Raw genomic sequence first — 22661 nt, 5'->3', positions numbered from 1 at the left:
CGGCCGACCTGCAGCTTGTAGCTTGCCGCTTTAAGCTGGCCCGGAGGGCCTATGAGCTACGTGATCGACCGTCGCCTGAATGGCAAGAACAAGAGCACGGTGAACCGCCAGCGGTTCATCCGTCGTTACCGTGATCACATCAAGAAGGCTGTGGAAGAGGCGGTTAGCCGCCGCTCCATCACCGATATGGAACACGGCGAGCAGATCAGCATTCCAGGGCGCGATATCGACGAACCGGTGCTGCACCATGGCCGGGGCGGCAAGCAGACCGTCGTGCATCCGGGCAACAAGGACTTCATCGCCGGCGAACGCATCCCGCGGCCGCAGGGTGGCGGCGGTGGCCAGGGGGCAGGCAAGGCCAGCAACTCCGGCGACGGCATGGATGAGTTCGTCTTCCAGATCACCCAGGAAGAATTCCTCGACTTCATGTTCGAGGATCTGGAGCTACCCAATCTGGTCAAGCGCCACCTGACCGGTGCCGAAACCTTCAAGACCGTACGCGCCGGGATCAGCAGCGAAGGCAATCCGTCGCGGATCAACATCATCCGCACCTTGCGTTCGGCACACGCGCGGCGTATCGCACTATCCGGCAGCAGCCGGGCAAAGCTGCGGGAAACCAAAGCCGAGCTGGAACGCCTGCGTAGAGAAGAACCGGACAACTTCGGCGACATTCAGCTTCTCGAGGCTGAAATCGAACGGCTTAGCGCGCGCATTCACCGCGTGCCGTTTCTCGATACCTTCGACCTCAAGTACAACCTGCTGGTCAAACACCCCACGCCCAGCTCCAAGGCGGTGATGTTCTGCCTGATGGACGTGTCCGGCTCCATGACCCAGGCCACCAAGGATGTCGCCAAGCGCTTCTTCATCCTCCTGTACCTGTTCCTCAAGCGCAATTACGACAAGATCGATGTGGTCTTCATCCGCCACCACACCAGTGCCAAGGAAGTGGACGAGGAAGAGTTCTTCTACTCGCGGGAAACCGGCGGCACCATCGTATCCAGCGCCCTGAAAATGATGCAGGAGATCATGGCCGAGCGTTACCCGGTCAACGAATGGAACATCTACGGCGCCCAGGCTTCCGACGGTGACAACTGGAACGACGACTCACCGGTGTGCAGAGACATCCTGATCAAGCAGATCATGCCTTTCGTGCAGTACTTCACCTACGTGGAAATCACCCCGCGCGAGCACCAGGCTCTGTGGTTCGAATACGAACGGGTCGCCGAAGCCTTCGACGAGACCTTCGCCCAACAGCAACTGGTATCGGCGGGAGATATCTACCCGGTATTCCGCGAACTGTTCCAGCGGAGGCTTTCGACATGAGCAGCAGCGCCAGCAACAGGAAACGCCAGCCCCTGTCCACCGGCTCGGAATGGACCTTCGAGCTGATTCGCGACTACGACCGGGAAATCAGCCGGCTCGCCGAACGCTATGCGCTGGACACCTATCCGAACCAGATCGAGGTGATCACCGCCGAGCAGATGATGGATGCCTACGCATCGGTAGGTATGCCACTGGGTTATCACCACTGGTCGTACGGCAAACAGTTCCTCAGCACTGAAAAGTCCTACAGCCGCGGCCAGATGGGGCTGGCTTACGAAATCGTGATCAACTCCGACCCCTGCATCGCCTACCTGATGGAGGAAAACACCATCACCATGCAGGCGCTGGTGATCGCCCATGCCTGTTACGGTCACAACAGCTTCTTCAAGGGCAACTACCTGTTCCGCACCTGGACCGACGCCAGTTCGATCATCGATTACCTGGTGTTCGCCAAGCAGTACATCACCCAGTGCGAAGAGCGCCATGGCATCGACGCGGTCGAGGACCTGATCGACTCCTGCCATGCGCTGATGAACTACGGTGTGGATCGCTACAAGCGGCCCTACCCAATCTCCGCCGAAGAGGAGCGACGTCGCCAGAAGGACCGCGAAGAGCACCTGCAGCGCCAGATCAACGATCTGTGGCGCACCATCCCCAAGAGCGCCAGCAAGGCCGGTGACGGCGACAGCAAGCGCTTTCCAGCGGAGCCCCAGGAAAACATCCTGTATTTCCTGGAAAAGCACGCCCCGCTGCTGGAGCCCTGGCAGCGCGAAGTAATCCGCATCGTGCGCAAGATCGCCCAGTATTTCTATCCCCAGCGCCAGACCCAGGTCATGAACGAGGGCTGGGCGACCTTCTGGCATTACACCCTGATGAACGACCTCTACGACGAAGGCCTGGTTACCGAAGGTTTCATGATGGAGTTCTTGCAGTCGCACACCAGCGTGGTGCTGCAACCGTCTTTCGACAGCCCCTATTACAGCGGCATCAATCCCTACGCGCTGGGCTTCGCGATGTATCGCGACATCCGCCGCATTTGCGAAGAGCCGACGGAAGAAGATCGCCACTGGTTCCCGGACATTGCCGGCAGCGACTGGCTGAGCACACTGAAATTCGCCATGACCAGCTTCAAGGACGAGAGTTTCATCCTGCAGTACCTGTCGCCCAAGGTAATCCGTGACCTGAAGCTGTTCAGCATTCTCGATGATGACCAGAAGGACGAGTTGAGCGTGCCCGCCATCCATGACGAGCCAGGCTACCGCACCATCCGCGAAACCCTGGCGGCCCAGTACAACCTGGGCAATCGCGAACCCAACGTGCAGATCTGGAGCATCGACCGGCGCGGCGATCGCTCACTGACCCTGCGTCACTTCCAGCACGACCGCAAACCGCTGGGCAGCTCCACCGAGGAAGTACTCAAGCACCTGCACCGGCTGTGGGGCTTCGATATCCACCTGCAGACCCTGCAGGGCGAACAGATCGTCAACACCCAGCACGTGCCGCCCAAAAGCGACACGGCCGCGAACGGCGAGTTTCCGCGCCTGGATCTGCATATCCCTCCACTTTGATAGCGGGCCCTGATTGGGCCCGCGTCTTCGTGCGCAACGACAGACTCCGGCACAGCGGTTATCCTCTGCCGATGACGGAGAACCCTATGCTCATCTATAAAGTTGGCGGCGCCGTACGAGATCGCCTGCTCGGCCGCCCGGTCACCGAGATCGACTGGGTCGTGGTCGGCGCTACTGCCGAGGCCATGCTGGAAGCGGGCTATCGCCCGGTTGGCGCGGATTTCCCGGTGTTCCTGCACCCGCAAACAGGCGAGGAATACGCCCTGGCGCGTACCGAACGCAAGAGTGGCCGCGGCTACGGCGGCTTCACCTTCCATGCCAGCCCGGAAGTGACTCTCGAAGAGGATCTGATCCGCCGCGACCTGACCATCAACGCCATCGCCGAGGATCCAGATGGCGGGCTTATCGACCCCTATGGCGGGCAACGCGACCTGGCTGCCAAACAGCTGCGGCATGTCTCGCCGGCTTTCGCCGAGGACCCACTGCGTGTTTTGCGGGTAGCGCGCTTCGCAGCCCGTTATGCACCACTGGGCTTCAGCGTGGCCGCCGAGACCCAGGCGCTGATGCGCCAACTTGCGGAATCCGGCGAGCTGGACGCCCTGACGCCGGAACGCAGTTGGAAAGAGATCTCCCGTGCTCTGATGGAGCCACGACCTGACGTTTTCATTCAGGTATTGCACGACTGCGGAGCCCTGGCTGCCCTGCTACCCGAGGTGGATGCGCTGTTCGGCGTACCGCAGCCACCGGCTCATCACCCCGAGATAGACACCGGCATCCACGTACTGGCCGTGCTGCGCCAGTGCGCCGAACACGATCAACCGCTGCCGGTCCGCTGGGCCTGCCTGCTGCACGACGTGGGCAAGGGCCTCACCGAGCCCGCCGAATGGCCTAGGCATATCGCCCACGAACAGCACGGCATCCCGCTGATCCAGGCGATCAACAGCCGCTGCAAGGTACCCCGGGAATGCCAGGAGTTGGCCGAACTGGTCGGGGAGTTCCACACCCACGCCCACCGCGCCATGGAGCTGCGAGCCTCTACGCTGCTGGAGCTGATGCAGCGCTTCGACGTGTTCCGCCGCCCGCAGCGCTTCGAGGCTTTCGTGGCCGCCAGCGAAATGGATGCCCGGGGTCGTCATGGCCTGGAACAGCGTGAGTACCCGCAAGCCGGCTACCTGCTGGGCGCCATGCAGGCGGTTCGTGACGTCGCCGTGCAGCCCCTTCTTGAGCGCGGTTACAAGGGCGCCGAACTGGGCGACGCCCTCAGTCGCGAGCGCCTTGCAGCGCTCAAGGCTTTCAAGCAAATCCGCGGGGAGACTTAGCACCTCAAGGCGAAAGCGGACCTTCGATTTGGTGGGCTGAAGCCCACCCTACAGCCGCGCATCTAACCGGGTGGGCCGGGCGGCGATCCGCTTCAGCCCACCAACTGGCGCCCCACACAATGAACGGCGGCTTTCGCCAGGTTGTCGTTATCGCTTTGGAATGGTTGGAAAACTGCTTCCAAAGATCATGAACAGGTTCTCAGGGCGATGGCAGCAACTCGGCAGGCGTCAGCTCGCTGCCTCGCCACTGAAAGGACACCGGCCACAGTTGCTGCTCGATCCGCGCCTCGCGCCACAACTGGGCGAAGCTGCGCCGGACGCCCGGATGCTCGACGTCCGGTACCAGCAGGGCCAGTGGCCTGAGCACGAAAGCGTTCTTGAGGATTTCCGCACGGGGCAGCACCAGACCATCGAAGCTGCCGACCAGGGCGTCGTACATCAGCACGTCGATATCCAGCGGCAAGCCCTTGCGATCCGGGGCGTAACGGCCATTGTCGGCTTCGATGAATTTCAGCCGGCGATCAAGCTCGAGCAGCGGCAAGGTGGTCTGCCCGGCAATCACCAGATTGAAGAACGGCCCGCTCTTGATGCCCACCGCCAGGCTTTCGAAGACCGGCGAACAGCGCATGTCGGTAACGATCTCGGCCAGCGCATCGAGGCCGGCGCGCAGATGTTCCTCGCGCTGGATGTTGCTGCCCAGGCCCAGCAGTATCGGGGTTAGCGACATCCGCGCTCGATCTCCACGCCAACACCGCCACGGGCAGCAGGCACTGCGCCCGGCTTGGTCAGGCGCAAACGCACCCAGGGGATGCCGAATTCATTCATCAGCAGCTCGACCAGTCGCTCGGCGAAGGTTTCCACGAGGATGAACTGCGATTCGCTGGCGAACGCCTGAATACGCGTGGACACCGAGGCGTAATCCAGCGCCTTGGTCAAATCATCATCCTCGGCCGCCGGACGGTTGTCCCAGCCCAGCCAGAGATCCAACTGCAGGCATTGGCGGATGGTGCGTTCCCAGTCGTAGGCACCGATGACGGTATCGACTTCCAGACCCGCGATAAACACTGTGTCCAAGCATGCTCTCCACGGCACGACAAGCTCGCCGTACCTCGTTAGAATCGGGCATCCCCCGGCGCGGAATGGATACCATGTTTTGGTTGCTGGCGATCCTCGCCTACCTGCTCGGCTCGCTGTCCTTCGCTATCCTGCTCAGCCGCATGACCGGCCTGGCGGACCCGCGCGCCAGTGGTTCGGGTAATCCCGGCGCCACCAACATGCTCAGGGTAGCGGGCAAGCGCCTGGCCATTCTCACGCTGATTGGCGATCTGTTCAAAGGTTTGCTGCCGGTCGTGCTTGCCGCCCACCTTGGATTCGACCTGCAACAGCAGGCCTGGCTGGGGCTGGCGGCCGTGATCGGGCACCTTTACCCGGTCTACTTCCGTTTTCGCGGCGGCAAGGGCGTCGCCACCGCAGCGGGCATGCTGCTCGGCCTGTATCCGCCTGCGGCGCTGCTGGCGCTCTGTACCTGGCTGCTGACCTTCACCCTGACCCGTACCAGCTCCCTCGCCGCACTGACCGCGGCGCCGCTGACCCTGCCCCTGCTCGCCTGGCAACAGCCGGCTGCGCTGCTGCCGATGTGCGTGCTCAGCGGGCTGATCGTCTGGCGCCACCGCAGCAATCTACGCGATCTGTGGGCCGGCCGTGAGCGGCATTTCTGACCAGGCAGTTGCACGCTTCAAACTAAGAGCAAACATCCCGCTCTCGTTCAATGCCCTGCACGAGGCTCGCAGCCAGGCAGATCTTCCATCGGCCAGCGTGCCTGTACGCTGATCGCCAGGTCCTGATGCTGCCCGGCCAGCAGGCGCTGGCAACCGGCGTAGGCGATCATCGCGCCGTTGTCGGTACAGAATGCCGGACGGGCGTAGAAGACCTTGCCCTTCAGCGCTGCCAGCATGTCCTCCAGCGACACGCGCAGCGCCTGGTTGGCGCTTACGCCGCCGGCTATCACCAGGCTGTTGAGGCCGGTCTGCTTGAGCGCCCGGCGACATTTGATGGTCAGCGTCTCGACCACCGCCTGCTGGAATGCCAGGGCCACGTCGCAACGGGTCTGCTCGCTGTCGTCGCCACTGGCGCCGCATTGCTGCCAGGTATTGAGGGTGAAGGTCTTCAGACCGCTGAAGCTGAAATCCAGGCCAGGACGATCGGTCATCGGCCGCGGAAACACGAAGCGCCCTGGCGTGCCACGCTCGGCGAGCCGGGCGATTTCCGGGCCACCGGGATAACGCAGGCCCATCAGCTTGGCGGTCTTGTCGAACGCTTCGCCGGCAGCATCGTCCAGCGACTCGCCGAGCAACTGGTATTCGCCGATTCCATCGACCCGAACCAGTTGAGTGTGCCCACCCGATACCAACAAGGCGACGAACGGAAAAGCCGGTGGAGTCGGCTCGAGCATGGGTGCCAGCAGATGGCCTTCCATATGGTGCACGCCGATGGCCGGGATATCCCAGGCGAACGCCAGGGCCTGGGCGCAGGAGGCGCCGACCAGCAAGGCGCCGACCAGGCCCGGCCCAGCGGTGTAGGCGATGGCGTCGATGTCGGTGGCCACGCAGCCGGCCTCCTCCAGAACCTGGCGGATCAGCGGCAGCATGCGTTTGACGTGGTCACGCGAGGCCAGCTCGGGCACCACACCGCCGTATGCACGGTGCAGGTCGATCTGACTGAACAGTGCATCGGCCAGCAGGCCGCGCTCGCTGTCGTAGAGCGCGACACCCGTCTCGTCGCACGAAGTTTCCAATCCCAGAACAAGCATGGTTTCGCCTTGAGGTTAGACAGACCGGCAGCCCGCCGGGCGTGAAAGGCCGGCATAATAATCGTCGCCAAGTGGCACAGACCAGTGCTTTTCGATCAGAGGCTTTGCATTCCGGTTGACGAGGCGGTAACATCCGCAACCCTTAAAAACCTGTGATCTTTCCGTGCCGTTGCCGGAAGACACAAACCTCCGGTAATAAAGAAGGTAGCTCTGGATGCCAGCCGTCAAAGTTAAAGAGAACGAACCCTTCGACGTAGCTCTGCGTCGTTTCAAGCGCTCCTGCGAAAAAGCCGGTGTTCTGGCCGAAGTTCGTAGCCGCGAATTCTACGAGAAGCCGACCGCCGAGCGTAAGCGCAAAGCAGCTGCCGCTGTTAAGCGTCACGCCAAGAAAGTGCAGCGCGAACAGCGCCGCAGCGTTCGCCTGTACTAATACCGTACAAGCAACGTTCTATGCCTGGCCCACGCCAGGCATTATCGTCAAAGACTCCGCTTCGCCTCCTGGCGAATGATCGGAGTTTTTGCGTTTTTGCCGCTGCCGTTTCCCCGCGCATTGCGGCACTATTGAGCACCTATGGCCGGACTGATCCCGCAATCCTTCATCGATGATTTGCTCAACCGCACCGACATCGTCGATGTGGTGAGTTCGCGCATCCAGTTGAAGAAGACCGGCAAGAACTACAGCGCCTGCTGCCCGTTCCACAAGGAAAAGTCCCCGTCCTTCACCGTCAGCCCCGACAAGCAGTTCTATTACTGCTTCGGCTGCGGCGCCGGTGGCAACGCCCTCGGCTTCGTGATGGATCACGACCAGATGGAGTTCCCCCAGGCGGTAGAGGAACTGGCCAAACGTGCCGGCATGGACGTCCCACGCGAAGACGGCGGACGCGGCGGCAAGCCGCGCCAACCGAGCGACTCGCCACTCTATGCGTTGCTCAAGGCCGCCGCGGACTTCTATCGCCAGGCACTGAAGAGCCACCCGCAGCGCCGCGCCGCGGTCGACTACCTGAAAGGTCGTGGGCTGTCCGGCGAGATCGCCCGGGACTTCGGCCTTGGCTTCGCACCACCCGGCTGGGACAACCTGCTCAAACACCTGGCCGGCGACAGCCTGCAGCACAAGGCGATGATCGATGCCGGCCTGCTGGTGGAGAATCCCGACAGCGGCAAACGCTACGACCGCTTCCGTGATCGAGTGATCTTCCCCATCCACGACAGCCGCGGCCGCGTCATCGCCTTTGGTGGCCGGGTACTGGGCGACGACAAACCCAAGTACCTTAACTCGCCGGAAACTCCGGTGTTCCACAAAGGCCAGGAGCTCTATGGCCTGTACGAGGCGCGCAAGCACAACCGCAATCTCGACGAGATCATGGTGGTCGAGGGCTACATGGACGTCATCGCCCTCGCCCAGCAAGGCCTGCGCAATGCCGTGGCGACCTTGGGCACGGCGACCAGCGAGGAACACCTCAAGCGCCTGTTTCGCCTGGTGCCGAGCGTCTTGTTCTGTTTCGATGGCGACCAGGCCGGCCGCAACGCCGCCTGGCGCGCACTGGAGGCCGCCCTGCCGAACCTGCAGGATGGCCGCCGCGCACGCTTCCTGTTCCTGCCTGAAGGCGAAGACCCGGACACTCTGGTGCGCAGCGAAGGCACCGACGCTTTCCGCGCACGCATCCATCAACATGCCCAGCCACTGGCGGACTACTTCTTTCAGCAGTTGAGCGAAGAGGCGGACCCCCGCTCTCTGGAGGGCAAGGCACACCTGGTGACCCTGGCCGCGCCGCTGATCGAAAAGATCCCCGGCAATACCCTGCGCGCCCTGATGCGCCAACGCCTGACCCAGATCACCGGCCTCGATACCGACACCCTGAGCCAGATGTCGGCGCCGCCAGCCCGCCAGACACAGGCTCCCGCCCAGCAGAGCAGCGATCACCACGCGCCGCCGTTCGAAGCCATCCCCGATAGCGCTTACTACGACGCGGCGCCGAGTTACGAGGAGCAGCAACCGGTACAGGCTTTCGAGCGCCCCGCCAGAAAACAGGGCAAGGGCGAATGGAAAAAGGACGGCGGCGGCAAGTGGAACAAGAAAGGCCGCGACGACTATCACCCGCCACGCACGGCGGTGAGCGTCGAGTCACCCCACCTGAGCGCCTTGCGCAGCTTGCTGCACCACCCGGAACTGGCACAAAGGGTCGACGATGTCAGCAATTTCGCTGCCGAAGGCGACACTTACGCCCAGTTACTGGTAGCGCTGGTGGGCACCCTGCAAAAGCAGCCGGCCCTGCGTTCGCTGCAACTGATCGCCCGCTGGCACGGCACCGAACAGGGCCGCCTGCTCAAGGTACTGGCAGAAAAAGAATGGTTAATCGATCAGGACAACCTTGAACGGCAGTTTTTCGACACCATAACTACACTTGTCCATAGCCAGTCGCTAAGACGGCGCGAAACCGCTCTGCGCAGCATCATGCAGAAAAGCCCGAGCGAACTCACCGACGAGGAAAAGGCGCTGCTGCGAGAGCATTACAGCAACCTCACCTCGCCCAGCAAGACCCCAACTGGCGCCTGAGCGCCGAGCTGAGGTATAATCCTCGGCTTGTTTTCAGCCCGCCAAGACCTTCAGTGGATAGGGTGTTATGTCCGGAAAAGCGCAACAGCAATCTCGTATCAAAGAGTTGATCACCCTGGGTCGTGAGCAGAAGTATCTGACTTACGCAGAGGTCAACGACCACCTGCCCGAGGATATTTCAGATCCTGAGCAGGTGGAAGACATCATCCGCATGATCAATGACATGGGGATCCCGGTACACGAGAGTGCTCCGGATGCAGACGCCCTGATGCTGGCCGATGCCGACACCGACGAAGCTGCCGCTGAAGAAGCGGCTGCTGCGTTGGCTGCGGTTGAAACCGATATCGGTCGCACCACGGACCCAGTGCGCATGTACATGCGTGAAATGGGTACCGTGGAACTGCTGACCCGTGAAGGCGAAATCGAAATCGCCAAGCGCATTGAAGAAGGCATCCGTGAAGTAATGGGCGCAGTGGCTCACTTCCCGGGTACCGTCGACAGCATTCTCGCCGAGTACACTCGCGTCACCACCGAGGGCGGCCGTCTGGTCGAAGTGCTCAGTGGCTACATCGACCCGGACGACGGCATCGTTCCTGCTGAAGCTGCGGCCCCCGTGCCCGCTGCGGCCGGCGATGCAGCCGAAGAAAAGGACGATGAAGAAGAAGACGGCGACAGCGACGACGAGGAAGAAGAAGGCGACGGCGGCCCTGATCCGGAAGAGGCTCTGCGCCGCTTCACGGCAGTCTCCGACCAGCTGGAAATCGCCAAGAAAGCGCTGAAGAAGCATGGCCGCAGCAGCAAGCAGGCCATCGCCGAACTCAAGGCGCTGGCCGAGCTGTTCATGCCGATCAAACTGGTGCCCAAGCAGTACGACGCACTGGTAGTGCGCGTGCGTGAAGCGCTGGATCGTCTGCGTGGCCAGGAACGCGCCATCATGCAGCTGTGCGTACGTGATGCACGTATGCCGCGCGCCGACTTCCTGCGCCTGTTCCCGGGCAACGAAGTGGATCTGGACTGGGCCGCGAGCCTGGCCAAGGGCAAGTCCAAGTATGCGGAAGCCATTGGCAACCTGCAGGCAGACATTCAGCGCTGCCAGCAGAAGCTGATCGCCCTGCAGACCGAAAGCGACCTGACCCTGGCCGAAATCAAGGACATCAACCGTCGCATGTCGATCGGCGAGGCGAAAGCCCGCCGCGCGAAGAAAGAGATGGTCGAAGCCAACCTGCGCCTGGTGATCTCGATCGCCAAGAAGTACACCAACCGTGGCCTGCAATTCCTCGATCTGATCCAGGAAGGCAACATCGGCTTGATGAAGGCGGTGGACAAGTTCGAATACCGTCGTGGCTACAAGTTCTCGACCTATGCCACCTGGTGGATCCGTCAGGCGATCACTCGCTCGATCGCCGACCAGGCCCGCACCATCCGTATTCCGGTGCACATGATCGAGACGATCAACAAACTCAACCGCATCTCCCGTCAGATGCTTCAGGAAATGGGCCGCGAGCCTACTCCGGAAGAGCTGGGTGAGCGCATGGAAATGCCCGAGGACAAGATCCGCAAGGTATTGAAGATCGCCAAAGAGCCGATCTCCATGGAAACCCCGATCGGCGACGACGAAGATTCGCACCTGGGCGACTTCATCGAGGACTCCACCATGCAATCGCCGATCGACGTGGCGACCGTGGAAAGCCTCAAGGAAGCCACCCGCGAAGTCCTGGCCGGCCTCACTGCACGTGAAGCCAAGGTACTGCGCATGCGCTTCGGTATCGACATGAACACTGACCACACCCTCGAGGAAGTGGGCAAACAGTTCGACGTTACCCGCGAGCGTATTCGCCAGATCGAAGCCAAGGCGCTGCGCAAGCTGCGTCACCCGACCCGTAGCGAACACCTGCGCTCGTTCCTCGACGAGTAACGGTTCACGGGAATGAAAAATGCCGGACAGCGCGAGCTGCCCGGCATTTTTTATGCCTGGGAAAACTAGGCGCTCAGCGCGGCGAAGCCCTGGCGAATCGCCTCTTCAGGCAGGTTGTCGCCGATGAAGACGATCACGCTCTCACGCTTCTCGTCAGCCCCCCACCCGCTGTCCCAATCGAACCCATAGAGCCGCAGCACGCCCTGGAACACCATGCGACGGTCCTCCCCGGCAATGCTCAGCACGCCCTTGTAGCGCAACAGTGAATTGCCGTGCTCCTCCAACAGCTCTTCCATGAAGCCGGAAAGCCGATCCAGATCCAGTGGCGTATCGCTGGTGAGCACCAGCGTGGAGATACGGTCGCTGTTCTTGCCAGGTGCAACCGGGCGCAGGCTCGGTGCGATATCGGCGTCGAGGTTGAAACCACGCACATCGAGTAGCTCGCCCAGGTCGATACGGCCGTGCTCGACCACCCGGATAGGCGCCCGTCGGTTGATGCGCTGCAAGCGCGCGATCAAGGCTTCACGGCTGGTTTCGTCGACCAGATCGGTCTTGCTCAACAGAATGCGGTCAGCGAAACCGACCTGAGCCTGGGCGATGGTTTCCTGCAGGTGGCGCTCGGCGTTGGCGGCATCCACCAGGGTGATGATGCCGTCCAGCACGTAACGCTCGCACAACTCCTCCGTCGCGAAGAAGGTCTGCGCTACCGGCGCCGGGTCGGCGAGGCCGGTGCATTCGATCACCAGACGATCGAATGCCAGCTCGCCGCTGTCGAGCTTCTCCAGCAGCAGGAACAACGCCTTCTCTAGCTCCACGTGGATGGAACAGCATACGCAGCCATTGGCCAGAGTCATCACCTGCACCGGCTCGCTGCCAAGCAACTGGCTGTCGATCGGTACTTCACTGAATTCGTTTTCGATGACCGCGATTTTCAGGCCATGCTCGGCCTTCAGCACATAACGCAACAGGGTGGTCTTGCCAGCCCCGAGAAAGCCGCTGAGCACGGTGACCGGAATGGGGGAAAAGGACATAAAACACGTTCCTCTGAATGACACACGCCACGACTAGGCGTGGCGTGTGGTTCTTGAACCAGGCGGTTAGCCCGGAGAGATCAACAGCAGCGGATAGGCCGCCCCTTGCCGCCACCATAACGCGCTTCCTGGCGCTCGCGGAAGAAGGCTTCGTAGCTCATCACCGGCTTTTCCGGATGCTTCTTGGCCATGTGCTCGACATAGGTGTCGTAGTCGGGCATCCCCACCAGCATCCGCGCGGCCTGACCGAGGTACTTGCCCATGCGGCTGAGATCATTGAACACGGGCGACCTCCGGTGCGTCGGCAGGAATGGCCTGATAAGGCGCCTCATTGTCGCTGCGCGAATCCTTTTGCCAGGCGGCACGACCGACCTTGACGGCATAGAACAGCACACTGACCACCACGAACAGGAACAGCACGGTCAGGGTAGCGTTGGTGTAAGCGTTGAGGATCACGTGCTGCATCTGGCCGAGGTCCTTGGCCGGAGCGAGGATCTGACCGGCATCCACCGCCGCCTGATACTTCTTGGCCAGAGCCAGGAAACCGACAGCGGGGTTCGGGTCGAGGAGCTTGATCAGCCCTGCGGTGGTGGTGCAGATCAGCAGCCAGGTGGCCGGGATCAGCGTTACCCACACATAGCGCTGACGCTTCATCTTGATCAGCACCACGGTACCCAGCATCAGCGCGATGCCAGCCAGCATCTGGTTGGAGATGCCGAACAGCGGCCACAGGGTGTTGATGCCGCCCAGCGGATCGATCACGCCCTGATAGAGCAGCCAACCCCACAGTGCCACACAGCCAGCGGTGGCGATGACGTTGGCGAACCAGGACTCGGTCTTCTTCATGGACGGCACGAAGTTGCCCAGCAGATCCTGCAGCATGAAGCGCCCGGCACGGGTACCGGCGTCGACCGCGGTGAGGATGAACAGCGCCTCGAACAGGATCGCGAAGTGGTACCAGAAGGCCATGGTGTTTTCACCTGGCAGCACGCTGTGAAGAATCTGCGCGATGCCCACGGCCAGGGTCGGCGCACCACCGGCGCGGGCCAGAATGGTGTTTTCACCGATGTCTCGGGCAACCGCTTCCAGCTCTTCGGGAGTGATCACGAAACCCCAGCTGCTGACCGCCGCGGCAACCGATTGGACATCCGAGCCGACCAGCGCGGCAGGGCTGTTCATGGCGAAGTACACGCCCGGCTCGATCACCGACGCGGCGACCATGGCCATGATGGCCACGAAGGACTCCATCAGCATGCCGCCATAGCCGATGTAACGGGCATGGGACTCGTTGGCGAGCAGCTTGGGCGTGGTGCCCGAGCTGATCAGGGCGTGGAAGCCGGATACCGCGCCGCAGGCGATGGTGATGAACAGGAAGGGGAACAGCGTGCCCTTCCACACCGGCCCGGTGCCGTCGGTGAACTGAGTCAGCGCCGGCATTTTCAGCTCGGGCATGACCACCAGAATGCCGATAGCCAAGGCGATGATGGTGCCGATCTTCAGGAAGGTCGACAGGTAGTCACGTGGCGCCAGGATCAGCCATACCGGCAATACCGCGGCGACGAAGCCGTAGCCGATCAGCATCCAGGTGATCTGCACACCGGTGAAGGTGAAGGCGGGGCCCCACACGGGATCGGCCGCGATCACGCCACCCAGCCAGATGGAGCCGAGCAGCAGGATCACCCCGATCAGGGAGATCTCACCAATGCGGCCAGGCCGGATATAGCGCATGTAAATGCCCATGAACATGGCGATGGGAATGGTCGCCATGACGGTGAACATGCCCCATGGGCTTTCCGCCAGCGCCTTGACCACGATCAGCGACAGCACCGCGAGGATGATGATCATGATCATGAAGGCGCCGAACAACGCGATGGTGCCTGGCACCTGGCCCATTTCCTCGCGTACCAGCTCACCCAGGGAGCGGCCGTTACGGCGCGTGGAAATGAACAGCACCATGAAGTCCTGCACCGCACCGGCCAGGACCACACCGGCGATCAGCCACAGGGTGCCGGGCAGATAGCCCATCTGCGCGGCGAGTACCGGGCCGACCAGCGGGCCGGCGCCAGCGATGGCGGCGAAGTGGTGACCAAAGAGGATGTGTTTGTTGGTGGGGACGTAGTCCAGACCGTCGTTGTTGAGTACGGCGGGGGTAGCGCGACTGGGGTCGAGCTGCATCACCTTGGTGGCGATGAACAGGCTGTAGTACCGATAGACGACGAGATAGATCGCCACGGCAGCGACGACAATCCACAGGGCGTTGATCGACTCACCGCGGTTCAGCGCCACGGTACCTAGCGCGAAGGCGCCCAGTAAGGCGACGGCAAACCAGGCGATATGGCTAGCCATTCTGGTCATTTGACCTCTCCTGCCGCAGACGTCTGTCCGCGACGTTCATTGTTATTGTTTTGCTCCGCAACAGAGCCCCCGCAACTATCCATATAAGTCCCCTTTCGAGTAATTCGCAAAACTACCCACGGCCCCCTGCGTAGAACTACGTAGGCCAGAACCGAACCTGCCAACCGGTCACGACCCGGTTTTGTGTATGCTCTGGCGGCCCGCTGCCCCGGGGGTGATCAATGCGCCCAGCCCTACCCTGCCAGCAAACCTCCCGTCCGGAGTGAATCGATGCAACTCAAGCACAAGATCGTCGCGCTCAGTCTGCTGCCGATGCTGCTGGCCGTGGCGGTGGTCTGCCTGCTGGTGCTGATCCAGAACCAGCGCCTGGGCAACCAACAGGCGCAACTTATCGAACACAGCATCCTCAGCAGCAAGCAGGCCGAGCTCAAGCACTACGTGGAGATGGCGCTGAGCACCATCGGGCCGCTTTACGACAGCGGCCTCGACGACGATGAGACCAAGCGTCAGGTACTCGCCCTGCTGGCACGTATCAACTTCGGCAGCGACGGTTACTTCTTCGTCTACGACCGTAACGGCAAAAGCCTGATGCACCCTCGCCAAGGCACTCTGGTGGGCAAAGACCTGTGGAACATGACCGACTCCCACGGTCTGCTGGTGATCCAGGCGTTGATCCGTAGCGCGACCCAGGGCGACGGCTTTCAGCGCTACGGCTGGCAGAAGCCGTCCACCGGCCAGATGGCCGACAAGCTCGCTTACGTGACCATGCTCGAGCGCTGGGGCTGGATCCTCGGCACCGGCATCTATCTGGAGGACGTCGATAACGCCATCGCCCAGGTTCGCCACGACGTGGGTAGCGGCATTCGTACCACCATGCTGGCCATCGCCATCGTCGCGCTGATCGCGGTACTGCTGGTGTTCGCCAGCGGCCTGACCCTCAACGTCAGCGAGCACCGCCTCGCCGACCGCAAGTTGCAACAGCTGACCCAGCGCATCATCACGTCGCAGGAAGAAGAGCGCTCGAGGCTGTCTCGCGAACTGCATGACGGTATCAGCCAGTTGCTGGTGTCGATCAAATTCAAATTCGAACTGGCCGCTCACGAACTGGAGGCCGGCAAGGCCAGCGCCGCGCAGACCCTGCGCCAGGGGATCGAGCGCCTGGCAGGCGCGATTGGCGAAGTACGGCGCATTTCCCACGACCTGCACCCATCCCTGCTCGACACCCTGGGCCTCGCCTCGGCCATCGGCCAACTGGCCAGCGAATTCGAGCAGCGCAGTGGCCTCAGCGTGAGCTATCACAACGGCCTGAGCGATACCCGGCTGAGCGATGACATGAACGTGGCGCTGTTCCGCATCCTTCAGGAAGCCCTGACCAATATCGAGCGCCATGCCCACGCCAGCCGCGTGGCAATCAGCCTAACCGGTAACAGCCGCCGGGTTAACCTGCGTATCAGCGATGACGGTGGCGGCTTCAGCCCACGCAAAGCCGAACAGCACAGCGGCGGTATCGGCCTGCGCAATATCCGCGAGCGGGTCGAGCACTTCGGCGGCGACTTCAACGTCACCTCGACGTCATCCGGCACCAAGCTCGACGTAGCCCTGTTACTCTCCGCAGCCACGCCCCCCAACCAGGATCCGCTGTCATGAAGACGATCCGCATCGCTCTCGTCGACGACCACGTCCTGGTCCGCGACGGCATACGCACGCTGCTCTCGATGGTCGAGCGCTTCGACATCGTAGGTGAAGCCGGCAGCGGCAGCGAGGCACTGGAACTGGTGGCACGTGAGCAGCCGGATATCCTGCTGATGGACATCGGCCTCAAGGACATCAACGGCCTCGAACTGACCGGCATCATCAAAAAGCGCCACCCGTCCATCAAGGTGCTGATCCTGAGCATGTACGACAATCAGGAATACGTCAGCAGTTCGCTGCGCATGGGTGCCTCGGGTTACGTGCTCAAGGAAGCACCCTCGCAGGAAATCATCTCGGCCATCGACGTGCTTGCGGTCGGCGGCCGCTTCTACAGCGGCGACGTTGCGCAGAAACTGTCGCAGGAGGAAACCGAAGAAGGCGAACTCACGCCCCGCGAACGGCAGGTTCTGTTGATGATGGCGCAGGGGCTCAACAACAAGGCCATGGCCAGAGAGCTGCAGATCAGCGTACGCACCGTGGAAACCTATCGTCTGAACATCCGCCGCAAGCTGGATATCGAAAAGCCGGCGGATCTGGTCAAGCACGCCATGGAGTACGGCTGGTCACCGGAGACCTGACAATGGATCGCGAATGTTTTCCTGCCCGCGCGATCCTATCCATAGGCCACCCATCACTCACTTCAGCAGCGTGACCCCATCGACTGACGACGGCGATGCGCTGGCTTGGCTATAGTGGACAAAACAAACAGAGGACACCTCACATGAGCGACACCCACGAACGCCGACGTTTCCAGCGCATCGCCTTCGATGCCCCCGCGGAAATCGTCCAGGGCGAACGGATCTGGCAAGTGGAGCTTCACGACATCTCGTTCAAGGGCGTTCTGGTGCGCCGCCCCTGGAACTGGGATGGCGCCACCGGTGAGGATTATCTGGTGCGCGTTACCCTCGACGACAAGCTGCAGGTAGCGATGCAGGTCGAGCTGGTGCATCTCGAGGAGCGTGTACTGGGCTTTCAGTGCCATCACATCGACCTCGACTCCATGAGCCATCTGCGCCGTCTGGTCGAGCTCAATCTGGGTGATGAACACCTGCTCGAACGGGAGCTGGCTGCGCTTTGCGAGGAAGACTGAAAGCCATGCGGCGTCCTGTCGCGCAGGTGCTGCGGCGATGATTGATCTCGATCAAGGCGCTCCGATGGGCCGGATCGCAGGATAGAGACGAACCCAACAGGGGAACATTCCCCACGGAGGCATCGTCATGATCAGCGCCCCTATCGCCAAGGCAATCGACTTCCCTTCGCAACGTCAGGCACAGCGCCCGGCACGCCGCAACGCCTGGCTGGCACGCATCGGCCAGCGCCTGCAGCGTCGCCAGCAGGCCGACGCAGCCTGTCCGATCCACTGAGGCAAACCACGTCCAGGCAAGGACGCTCTTACTCGAAGAGCGCGTCCAGAGCCTGCTCGAGGCGGGTCACGGCCACCACCTGCAAGCCCGCCGGTGCCTCCTTCGGGGCATTGCCCTTTGGCACGATGGCGCGCTTGAAACCGTGCTTGGCCGCTTCCTTGAGGCGCTCCTGACCGCTCGGCACCGGGCGTATTTCCCCGGACAGGCCGACCTCGCCGAACACCAGCAGGTCATGAGGCAGCGGCCGGTTGCGCAGGCTGGATATCACCGCCGCCATCAGCGCCAGGTCAGATGCGGTCTCCAGCACCTTCACCCCGCCTACCACGTTGAGAAACACGTCCTGGTCATAGGTGGGAATACCGCCGTGGCGATGCAGCACCGCCAGCAGCATGGCCAGACGGTTCTGGTCCAGGCCCAGGGTCACCCGACGCGGGTTGGCCATGTGGCTGGTATCGACCAGCGCCTGCACTTCCACCAGCATCGGCCGAGTGCCTTCCCAGGTCGCCATGACGATGCTGCCGGGGACCTCTTCCTGGGCACGGGTGAGGAAGATCGCCGAGGGGTTGGAAACTTCCTTGAGGCCCTTGTCGGTCATGCCGAACACGCCCAGCTCGTTGATCGCACCAAAACGGTTCTTCACCGCACGCAGCAGACGCAGGCGGCCATCGGGGTCGCCCTCGAAGTACAGCACGGTGTCGACCATGTGCTCCAGCACCCGCGGCCCGGCCAGAGCGCCTTCCTTGGTGACGTGGCCGACCAGGAAGATCGCCGTGCCGCTCTGCTTGGCGAAACGCACCAGCAGCGCCGCGCTCTCGCGCACCTGGGCGACGCCGCCGGGGGCCGACTGCAATTGCTCGGTGAAGATGGTCTGGATCGAGTCGATCACCATCACCTTGGGGTTTTCCTGACGGGCGGTGGCGATGATGCTTTCGATGCACGTCTCGGTCATCACCTTGAGCTTATCCTCGGGCAGGCCGAGACGCCGGGCGCGCATCGCCACCTGCTGCTGGGATTCCTCGCCGGTGACGTAAAGCGCCGGGAAACGCTGGGCAATATTGCACAGCGTCTGCAGCAGGATGGTCGACTTACCGATACCGGGGTCACCGCCGATCAGCACCACCGAGCCGTCCACCAGGCCGCCGCCCAGCACCCGGTCGAGCTCTGCCGAAGCGGTGGTGAAGCGTGGCATCTCCTCGACGCTGACCTCGGCCAGGGTCTTGAGCTGCGCCTGCGCGCCCGCCCACCCCGTCCTACCGCTGGGCGTCGGCGCGCCGGCTTCGATCATGGTTTCGGTCAAGGTATTCCAAGCACCGCACTCACCGCACTGCCCGGCCCACTTGGGAAAGGTCGCGCCGCACTCGGTGCAGCCATACAAGCGTTTGGCCTTGGCCATGAGAGTCGTCCTGCTGAAAAGCGAAGCCCGAAACGATACCGAACAACTGGATAAATTTACAGACATTCGGCATGCCGACTATCAGCAGGCAGCGCGGGCGCCGATAATGCACCGCTTACCCGCGAGATACCTGCCATGTCGATCGAACTCGTTCCCGCCAGCGCCGAGCAACTGCCGCTGATCAGCAACCTCTACCAGTTCTACGCCTACGAGTCCTCGGACTGGGAACAGGAGGACGTCGAAATCGACGGGCGCTTCTATGTTCATCAACCGCACCTGCAGCGCTATTGGCAGGACGAGGGCTGGAGCGCGCAGCTGATTCTGGTGGATGGCTTCATCGCGGGCTTCCTGTTGCTTGAGGCTTGCGATCAGCAGGGCGAGGCAACGATGGAATTCGCCGACCTGTTCGTTCTGCGCAAGTACCGCCGCCTGGGCATCGGGCGCGCGGTTTTCCAGCAGGTGGTGAGCGACGGTCGCACCTGGCTGACCTGCTGTTATGCGCAGGACGAACTGGCGAGCGCCTTCTGCAAGCAGGTGCTGAGCGAACTGCCGCAGAATGTGAAGGAGCTGGACCCAGCCCCTGATGAACCCGGGCTGCGCCGCTTCGTGTTGTGCCCCTAACCTGCGCCTCAGCGCAGCGATACCCGCAAAGCAATCCCGGCGTTACCATCGCAGTTGGTCAAACCAGCGCCGGGTATCGCTTCGCTCAACGCCAGGCTAGGTCGATTTACGGGCTCCGCACTGCTTGCCGCAGTTGCAGCATCCATTTTCGGCCTTGCCAACCTGCCGAGCCAGATCCTCGCGCAGACCGGAGCGCCGCAGCTTGAGCGCCGAAAGCGGCATGCCATCAGGCCGCTCGATACCGTTCTCGATGCGTGCGATGCGTCGGTCCACATCGTCGTACTGCTCGGCCAGCGCCGCATAGGACGGATTGCTGAGCTGGCGTTGCAGCGATTGTGTTTCTGACTGCGCGCAATAGTCGATGTGCATGGCCATGCCTCCTGATGGACGAGTTGGACACGACTGTAATCCGCAGCAGGCGGCAGCATGTTGATCCCCGTCAACCCAGTCACGCAGCCTGACCACCGTCTGTCGAGCGCCACGCAACGCATTTGCGCGAACCTCCCAGGGGCATAAATCCTGTAATCAATTCGGACAATTTTCCAGCAGGGGGGTCACAACCGATACGCGCGGCCTGGAGGCGGTGTATGGCAGACGGGCGGTAGTGATTTACACTTCACTGCACGAATCAGACTAATGGGGGTTGTAAATGGGCATCATCAACGAATTCAAGGCATTCGCCGTCAAAGGCAATGTCGTCGACATGGCAGTCGGTATCATCATTGGTGCCGCCTTCGGCAAGATCGTCTCGTCGTTCGTCGGCGACGTGATCATGCCGCCGCTGGGCTTGCTGATCGGAGGGGTGGACTTCTCCGACCTGGCTATCACCCTGAAGGCCGCCGAAGGTGAACTACCCGCCGTGGTGCTGGCTTATGGCAAGTTCATCCAGACAGTCATCGACTTCGTCATCGTCGCCTTCGCCATTTTCATGGGCGTCAAGGCGATCAATCGCCTCAAGCGTGAAGAAGCCGTGGCGCCATCGGTGCCGCCCGCGCCGACTCCGCAGGAACTGCTGCTGGGCGAGATCCGCGACCTGCTCAAGGATCAACAGCGCAAGGATTGATCCAATTACCGCAAACGACAACGGCGCCTCAGGGGCGCCGTTGTCGTTCATGCGGGCAGCTTACATGGCCTATTCGCCAGTGGCGGGTTTCAGCAGCACCCGCGTGACCCGGCGCTCCTTGACCTCGATCACGGTCAGCTCCCAGCCCAGGTACTCGACCTTGTCGCCGATCAGCGGCAGACGGTCGAGCAGGCTCATGGCCAGACCGGCCAGGGTCTGATAGTCGTCCGTCGGGCGCGCGGTGAATTCCAGTCGATCGCGCAATACCGCCAGGTTGACCGCACCGTTGACGCGATAACCGCCCTCCACTTCCTCGACATCCGGGCCATCCACCTCGCTGGCATCCGGCAGTTCACCGGCAATGGCCTCGAGAATGTCGGTGAGGGTCAGCAGCCCTTCGAAACCACCGAACTCGTTGACCACGAAAGCCACGTGAGTAGAGCCCTGGCGCATCTGCTCCAGCGCACTGAGCACACTGGAGCTGTCCGGCAGATTGATCGGCGCACGCACCAGGCTCTCGATATCCGGCTGCTGGCCCTTGAGCAGCTCCTTGAACAGCTCCTTCTTGTGGACGTAGCCCAGGGGCTCATCACGGGAGTCGTTGCGGGTCACCACGAGGCGCGAGTGCGGCGAGTCGAGCAGTGCCTGATGGATCTTTTCGGGGGCGTCGTCCAGGTTGATGCGGTCGACTTCCATGCGGTCGGTCATGACCTTCTGGATCGACATCTCCGCCATATTCAGCACGCCGCTGATCATCACCCGCTCACGGCGGTCGAACAGTGCGGTTTCACCCTGCTCGCCCTCGAGCATGTCGGCGATGTCCTCGCCCACTTCGTCAGCCTGCACCTTGCCGCCCAGCATGCGCATCACCGCATGCGCCGTGCGGTCACGCAGACCACGCTGGCCCTGCAGGCTGCGCTTGCGGCGCGAACGAGCGACCTGGTTGAACAGCTCGATCAGAATCGAGAAACCGATGGCCGCGTACAGATAGCCCTTCGGAATGTGGAAGCCCAGGCCTTCGGCCGTCAGGCTGAAGCCAATCATCATCAGGAAGCCCAGACACAGCATGATCACCGTGGGGCGCGCGTTGACGAACGCGGTCAGCGGCTTGCTCGCCACGATCATCAAGCCCATGGAGATCACCACGGCGATCATCATCACTTGCAGGTGCTCGACCATGCCCACGGCGGTGATCACCGCGTCCAGAGAGAACACTGCGTCGAGCACGATGATCTGCGCCACCACTGGCCAGAAACGCGCATAGACCTTGCTGCCGGCATGCTGATGGGTACGCCCCTCGAGGCGTTCGTGCAGCTCCATGGTGGCCTTGAACAACAGGAACACACCACCGAACAGCATGATCAGGTCACGGCCGGAGAAGGTCTTGCCGAACACGTCGATCAGCGGCTCGGTCAAGGTGACCAGCCACGCGATGCTGGCCAGCAGGCCCAAGCGCATGATCATCGCCAGGCTCAGACCGATCAGACGGGCACGGTCACGCTGCTCGGGCGGCAGCTTGTCGGCGAGGATGGCAATGAACACCAGGTTGTCGATGCCCAGAACGATTTCCAGGACGATCAGGGTCAACAGGCCCAACCAGGCCGTGGGATCAGCGATCCATTCCATTTAGTGTGTAGCTCTCTCTAGGGAAAAA

The 22661-nt window shown here is 62.1% G+C and carries 22 protein-coding genes; 13 read left to right on the top strand and 9 right to left on the bottom strand.

All coding sequences use genetic code 11. The annotated features are described in order from the left end of the window. The first annotated feature begins 51 nt into the window (after positions 1-51). The 3 genes from ACT9T4_RS13300 to ACT9T4_RS13290 all read left to right on the top strand — a co-directional run bounded on the left by ACT9T4_RS13300 (position 52) and on the right by ACT9T4_RS13290 (position 4210). Positions 52-1323 (top strand): YeaH/YhbH family protein, encoded by a 1272-nt coding sequence (locus ACT9T4_RS13300; RefSeq protein WP_042556583.1) that lies wholly within the window; start codon positions 52-54, stop codon positions 1321-1323. Then, positions 1320-2891 (top strand): SpoVR family protein, encoded by a 1572-nt coding sequence (locus ACT9T4_RS13295; protein WP_042556582.1) that lies wholly within the window; start codon positions 1320-1322, stop codon positions 2889-2891. The genes ACT9T4_RS13300 and ACT9T4_RS13295 overlap by 4 nt, the downstream gene beginning before the upstream one ends. A gap of 86 nt (positions 2892-2977) precedes the next feature. After that, the gene (locus tag ACT9T4_RS13290) at positions 2978-4210 is read left to right on the top strand and encodes a multifunctional CCA addition/repair protein (protein ID WP_499117395.1); all 1233 of its coding nucleotides are present in this window, start codon (positions 2978-2980) and stop codon (positions 4208-4210) included. A 199-nt stretch (positions 4211-4409) separates the two neighbouring features. Here the strand turns inward: ACT9T4_RS13290 and folK are convergent, their stop codons facing one another. After that, complete coding sequence (folK, locus tag ACT9T4_RS13285; RefSeq protein ID WP_499117393.1) at positions 4410-4937, bottom strand: 2-amino-4-hydroxy-6-hydroxymethyldihydropteridine diphosphokinase; 528 nt, start codon at positions 4935-4937, stop codon at positions 4410-4412. After that, positions 4928-5284 (bottom strand): dihydroneopterin aldolase, encoded by a 357-nt coding sequence (gene folB / locus ACT9T4_RS13280; protein ID WP_042556579.1) that lies wholly within the window; start codon positions 5282-5284, stop codon positions 4928-4930. The genes folK and folB overlap by 10 nt, the downstream gene beginning before the upstream one ends. 74 nt (positions 5285-5358) lie before the next feature. On the opposite strand from folB, the gene plsY reads away from it, so the two are divergent. Further along, on the top strand, positions 5359-5928 hold the full coding sequence (plsY, locus tag ACT9T4_RS13275) for a glycerol-3-phosphate 1-O-acyltransferase PlsY (protein ID WP_042556628.1): 570 nt from the start codon (positions 5359-5361) through the stop codon (positions 5926-5928). A 47-nt stretch (positions 5929-5975) separates the two neighbouring features. Here the strand turns inward: plsY and tsaD are convergent, their stop codons facing one another. After that, positions 5976-7019: a tRNA (adenosine(37)-N6)-threonylcarbamoyltransferase complex transferase subunit TsaD gene (gene tsaD, locus ACT9T4_RS13270; protein WP_499117391.1), complete on the bottom strand. Its 1044-nt coding sequence runs from the start codon at positions 7017-7019 to the stop codon at positions 5976-5978. 214 nt (positions 7020-7233) lie between these two features. Between tsaD and rpsU the strand changes: the two genes are divergently transcribed. The 3 genes from rpsU (at position 7234) to rpoD (ending at position 11488) form a co-directional block, all read left to right on the top strand. Then, positions 7234-7449, top strand: a complete 216-nt coding sequence (gene rpsU / locus ACT9T4_RS13265) for a 30S ribosomal protein S21 (RefSeq protein WP_003290642.1) — start codon at positions 7234-7236, stop codon at positions 7447-7449. Positions 7450-7590: 141 nt separating this feature from the next. Then, positions 7591-9573 carry a DNA primase gene (gene dnaG / locus ACT9T4_RS13260; RefSeq protein ID WP_499117388.1) on the top strand — a complete coding sequence of 661 codons (1983 nt, stop codon included), beginning with the start codon at positions 7591-7593 and terminating at the stop codon, positions 9571-9573. Positions 9574-9640: 67 nt separating this feature from the next. After that, positions 9641-11488: an RNA polymerase sigma factor RpoD gene (gene rpoD / locus ACT9T4_RS13255; RefSeq protein ID WP_042556576.1), complete on the top strand. Its 1848-nt coding sequence runs from the start codon at positions 9641-9643 to the stop codon at positions 11486-11488. A 65-nt stretch (positions 11489-11553) separates the two neighbouring features. On the opposite strand, the gene yjiA is transcribed toward rpoD, so the two are convergent. From yjiA to ACT9T4_RS13240, 3 genes are all read right to left on the bottom strand, one after another. Then, positions 11554-12519, bottom strand: coding sequence for a GTPase (yjiA, locus tag ACT9T4_RS13250; protein ID WP_499117385.1), 966 nt, complete (start codon positions 12517-12519; stop codon positions 11554-11556). Positions 12520-12599: 80 nt separating this feature from the next. Further along, positions 12600-12803, bottom strand: coding sequence for a YbdD/YjiX family protein (locus tag ACT9T4_RS13245; protein ID WP_179539789.1), 204 nt, complete (start codon positions 12801-12803; stop codon positions 12600-12602). After that, positions 12793-14874, bottom strand: coding sequence for a carbon starvation CstA family protein (locus ACT9T4_RS13240; protein ID WP_042556573.1), 2082 nt, complete (start codon positions 14872-14874; stop codon positions 12793-12795). The genes ACT9T4_RS13245 and ACT9T4_RS13240 overlap by 11 nt, the downstream gene beginning before the upstream one ends. 270 nt (positions 14875-15144) lie before the next feature. On the opposite strand from ACT9T4_RS13240, the gene ACT9T4_RS13235 reads away from it, so the two are divergent. The 4 genes from ACT9T4_RS13235 (at position 15145) to ACT9T4_RS13220 (ending at position 17930) form a co-directional block, all read left to right on the top strand. Further along, positions 15145-16521 (top strand): cache domain-containing protein, encoded by a 1377-nt coding sequence (locus ACT9T4_RS13235; protein WP_499117383.1) that lies wholly within the window; start codon positions 15145-15147, stop codon positions 16519-16521. Further along, positions 16518-17144, top strand: coding sequence for a response regulator (locus tag ACT9T4_RS13230; protein WP_042556571.1), 627 nt, complete (start codon positions 16518-16520; stop codon positions 17142-17144). Before ACT9T4_RS13235 ends, ACT9T4_RS13230 begins: the two co-directional genes overlap by 4 nt. 143 nt (positions 17145-17287) lie before the next feature. Beyond that, positions 17288-17656 carry a PilZ domain-containing protein gene (locus ACT9T4_RS13225; RefSeq protein WP_042556570.1) on the top strand — a complete coding sequence of 123 codons (369 nt, stop codon included), beginning with the start codon at positions 17288-17290 and terminating at the stop codon, positions 17654-17656. A gap of 127 nt (positions 17657-17783) precedes the next feature. Beyond that, positions 17784-17930 carry a hypothetical protein gene (locus tag ACT9T4_RS13220; protein ID WP_156152819.1) on the top strand — a complete coding sequence of 49 codons (147 nt, stop codon included), beginning with the start codon at positions 17784-17786 and terminating at the stop codon, positions 17928-17930. 28 nt (positions 17931-17958) lie between these two features. Here the strand turns inward: ACT9T4_RS13220 and radA are convergent, their stop codons facing one another. Further along, on the bottom strand, positions 17959-19323 hold the full coding sequence (radA, locus tag ACT9T4_RS13215) for a DNA repair protein RadA (RefSeq protein ID WP_499117380.1): 1365 nt from the start codon (positions 19321-19323) through the stop codon (positions 17959-17961). 135 nt (positions 19324-19458) lie between these two features. Here radA and ACT9T4_RS13210 point away from each other — a divergent pair, with 135 nt between their 5' ends. Further along, complete coding sequence (locus ACT9T4_RS13210) at positions 19459-19944, top strand: GNAT family N-acetyltransferase (protein WP_499117378.1); 486 nt, start codon at positions 19459-19461, stop codon at positions 19942-19944. 96 nt (positions 19945-20040) lie between these two features. Here ACT9T4_RS13210 and ACT9T4_RS13205 read toward each other — a convergent pair whose 3' ends face one another. Continuing rightward, positions 20041-20313 carry a DUF465 domain-containing protein gene (locus ACT9T4_RS13205; protein WP_499117376.1) on the bottom strand — a complete coding sequence of 91 codons (273 nt, stop codon included), beginning with the start codon at positions 20311-20313 and terminating at the stop codon, positions 20041-20043. Positions 20314-20593: 280 nt separating this feature from the next. On the opposite strand from ACT9T4_RS13205, the gene mscL reads away from it, so the two are divergent. Further along, positions 20594-21007 carry a large-conductance mechanosensitive channel protein MscL gene (gene mscL / locus ACT9T4_RS13200; protein WP_042556566.1) on the top strand — a complete coding sequence of 138 codons (414 nt, stop codon included), beginning with the start codon at positions 20594-20596 and terminating at the stop codon, positions 21005-21007. Between the two features lie 69 nt (positions 21008-21076). Here mscL and ACT9T4_RS13195 read toward each other — a convergent pair whose 3' ends face one another. Then, positions 21077-22633 carry a TerC family protein gene (locus ACT9T4_RS13195; protein ID WP_042556565.1) on the bottom strand — a complete coding sequence of 519 codons (1557 nt, stop codon included), beginning with the start codon at positions 22631-22633 and terminating at the stop codon, positions 21077-21079. Between the last annotated feature and the right edge of the window lie 28 nt (positions 22634-22661).

The sequence above is a fragment of the Pseudomonas sp. SZ40 genome, assembly GCF_052958135.1.
The sequence above is the reverse complement of the archived record's forward strand: the minus strand, read 5'-3'. Positions and strand labels throughout refer to the sequence as shown.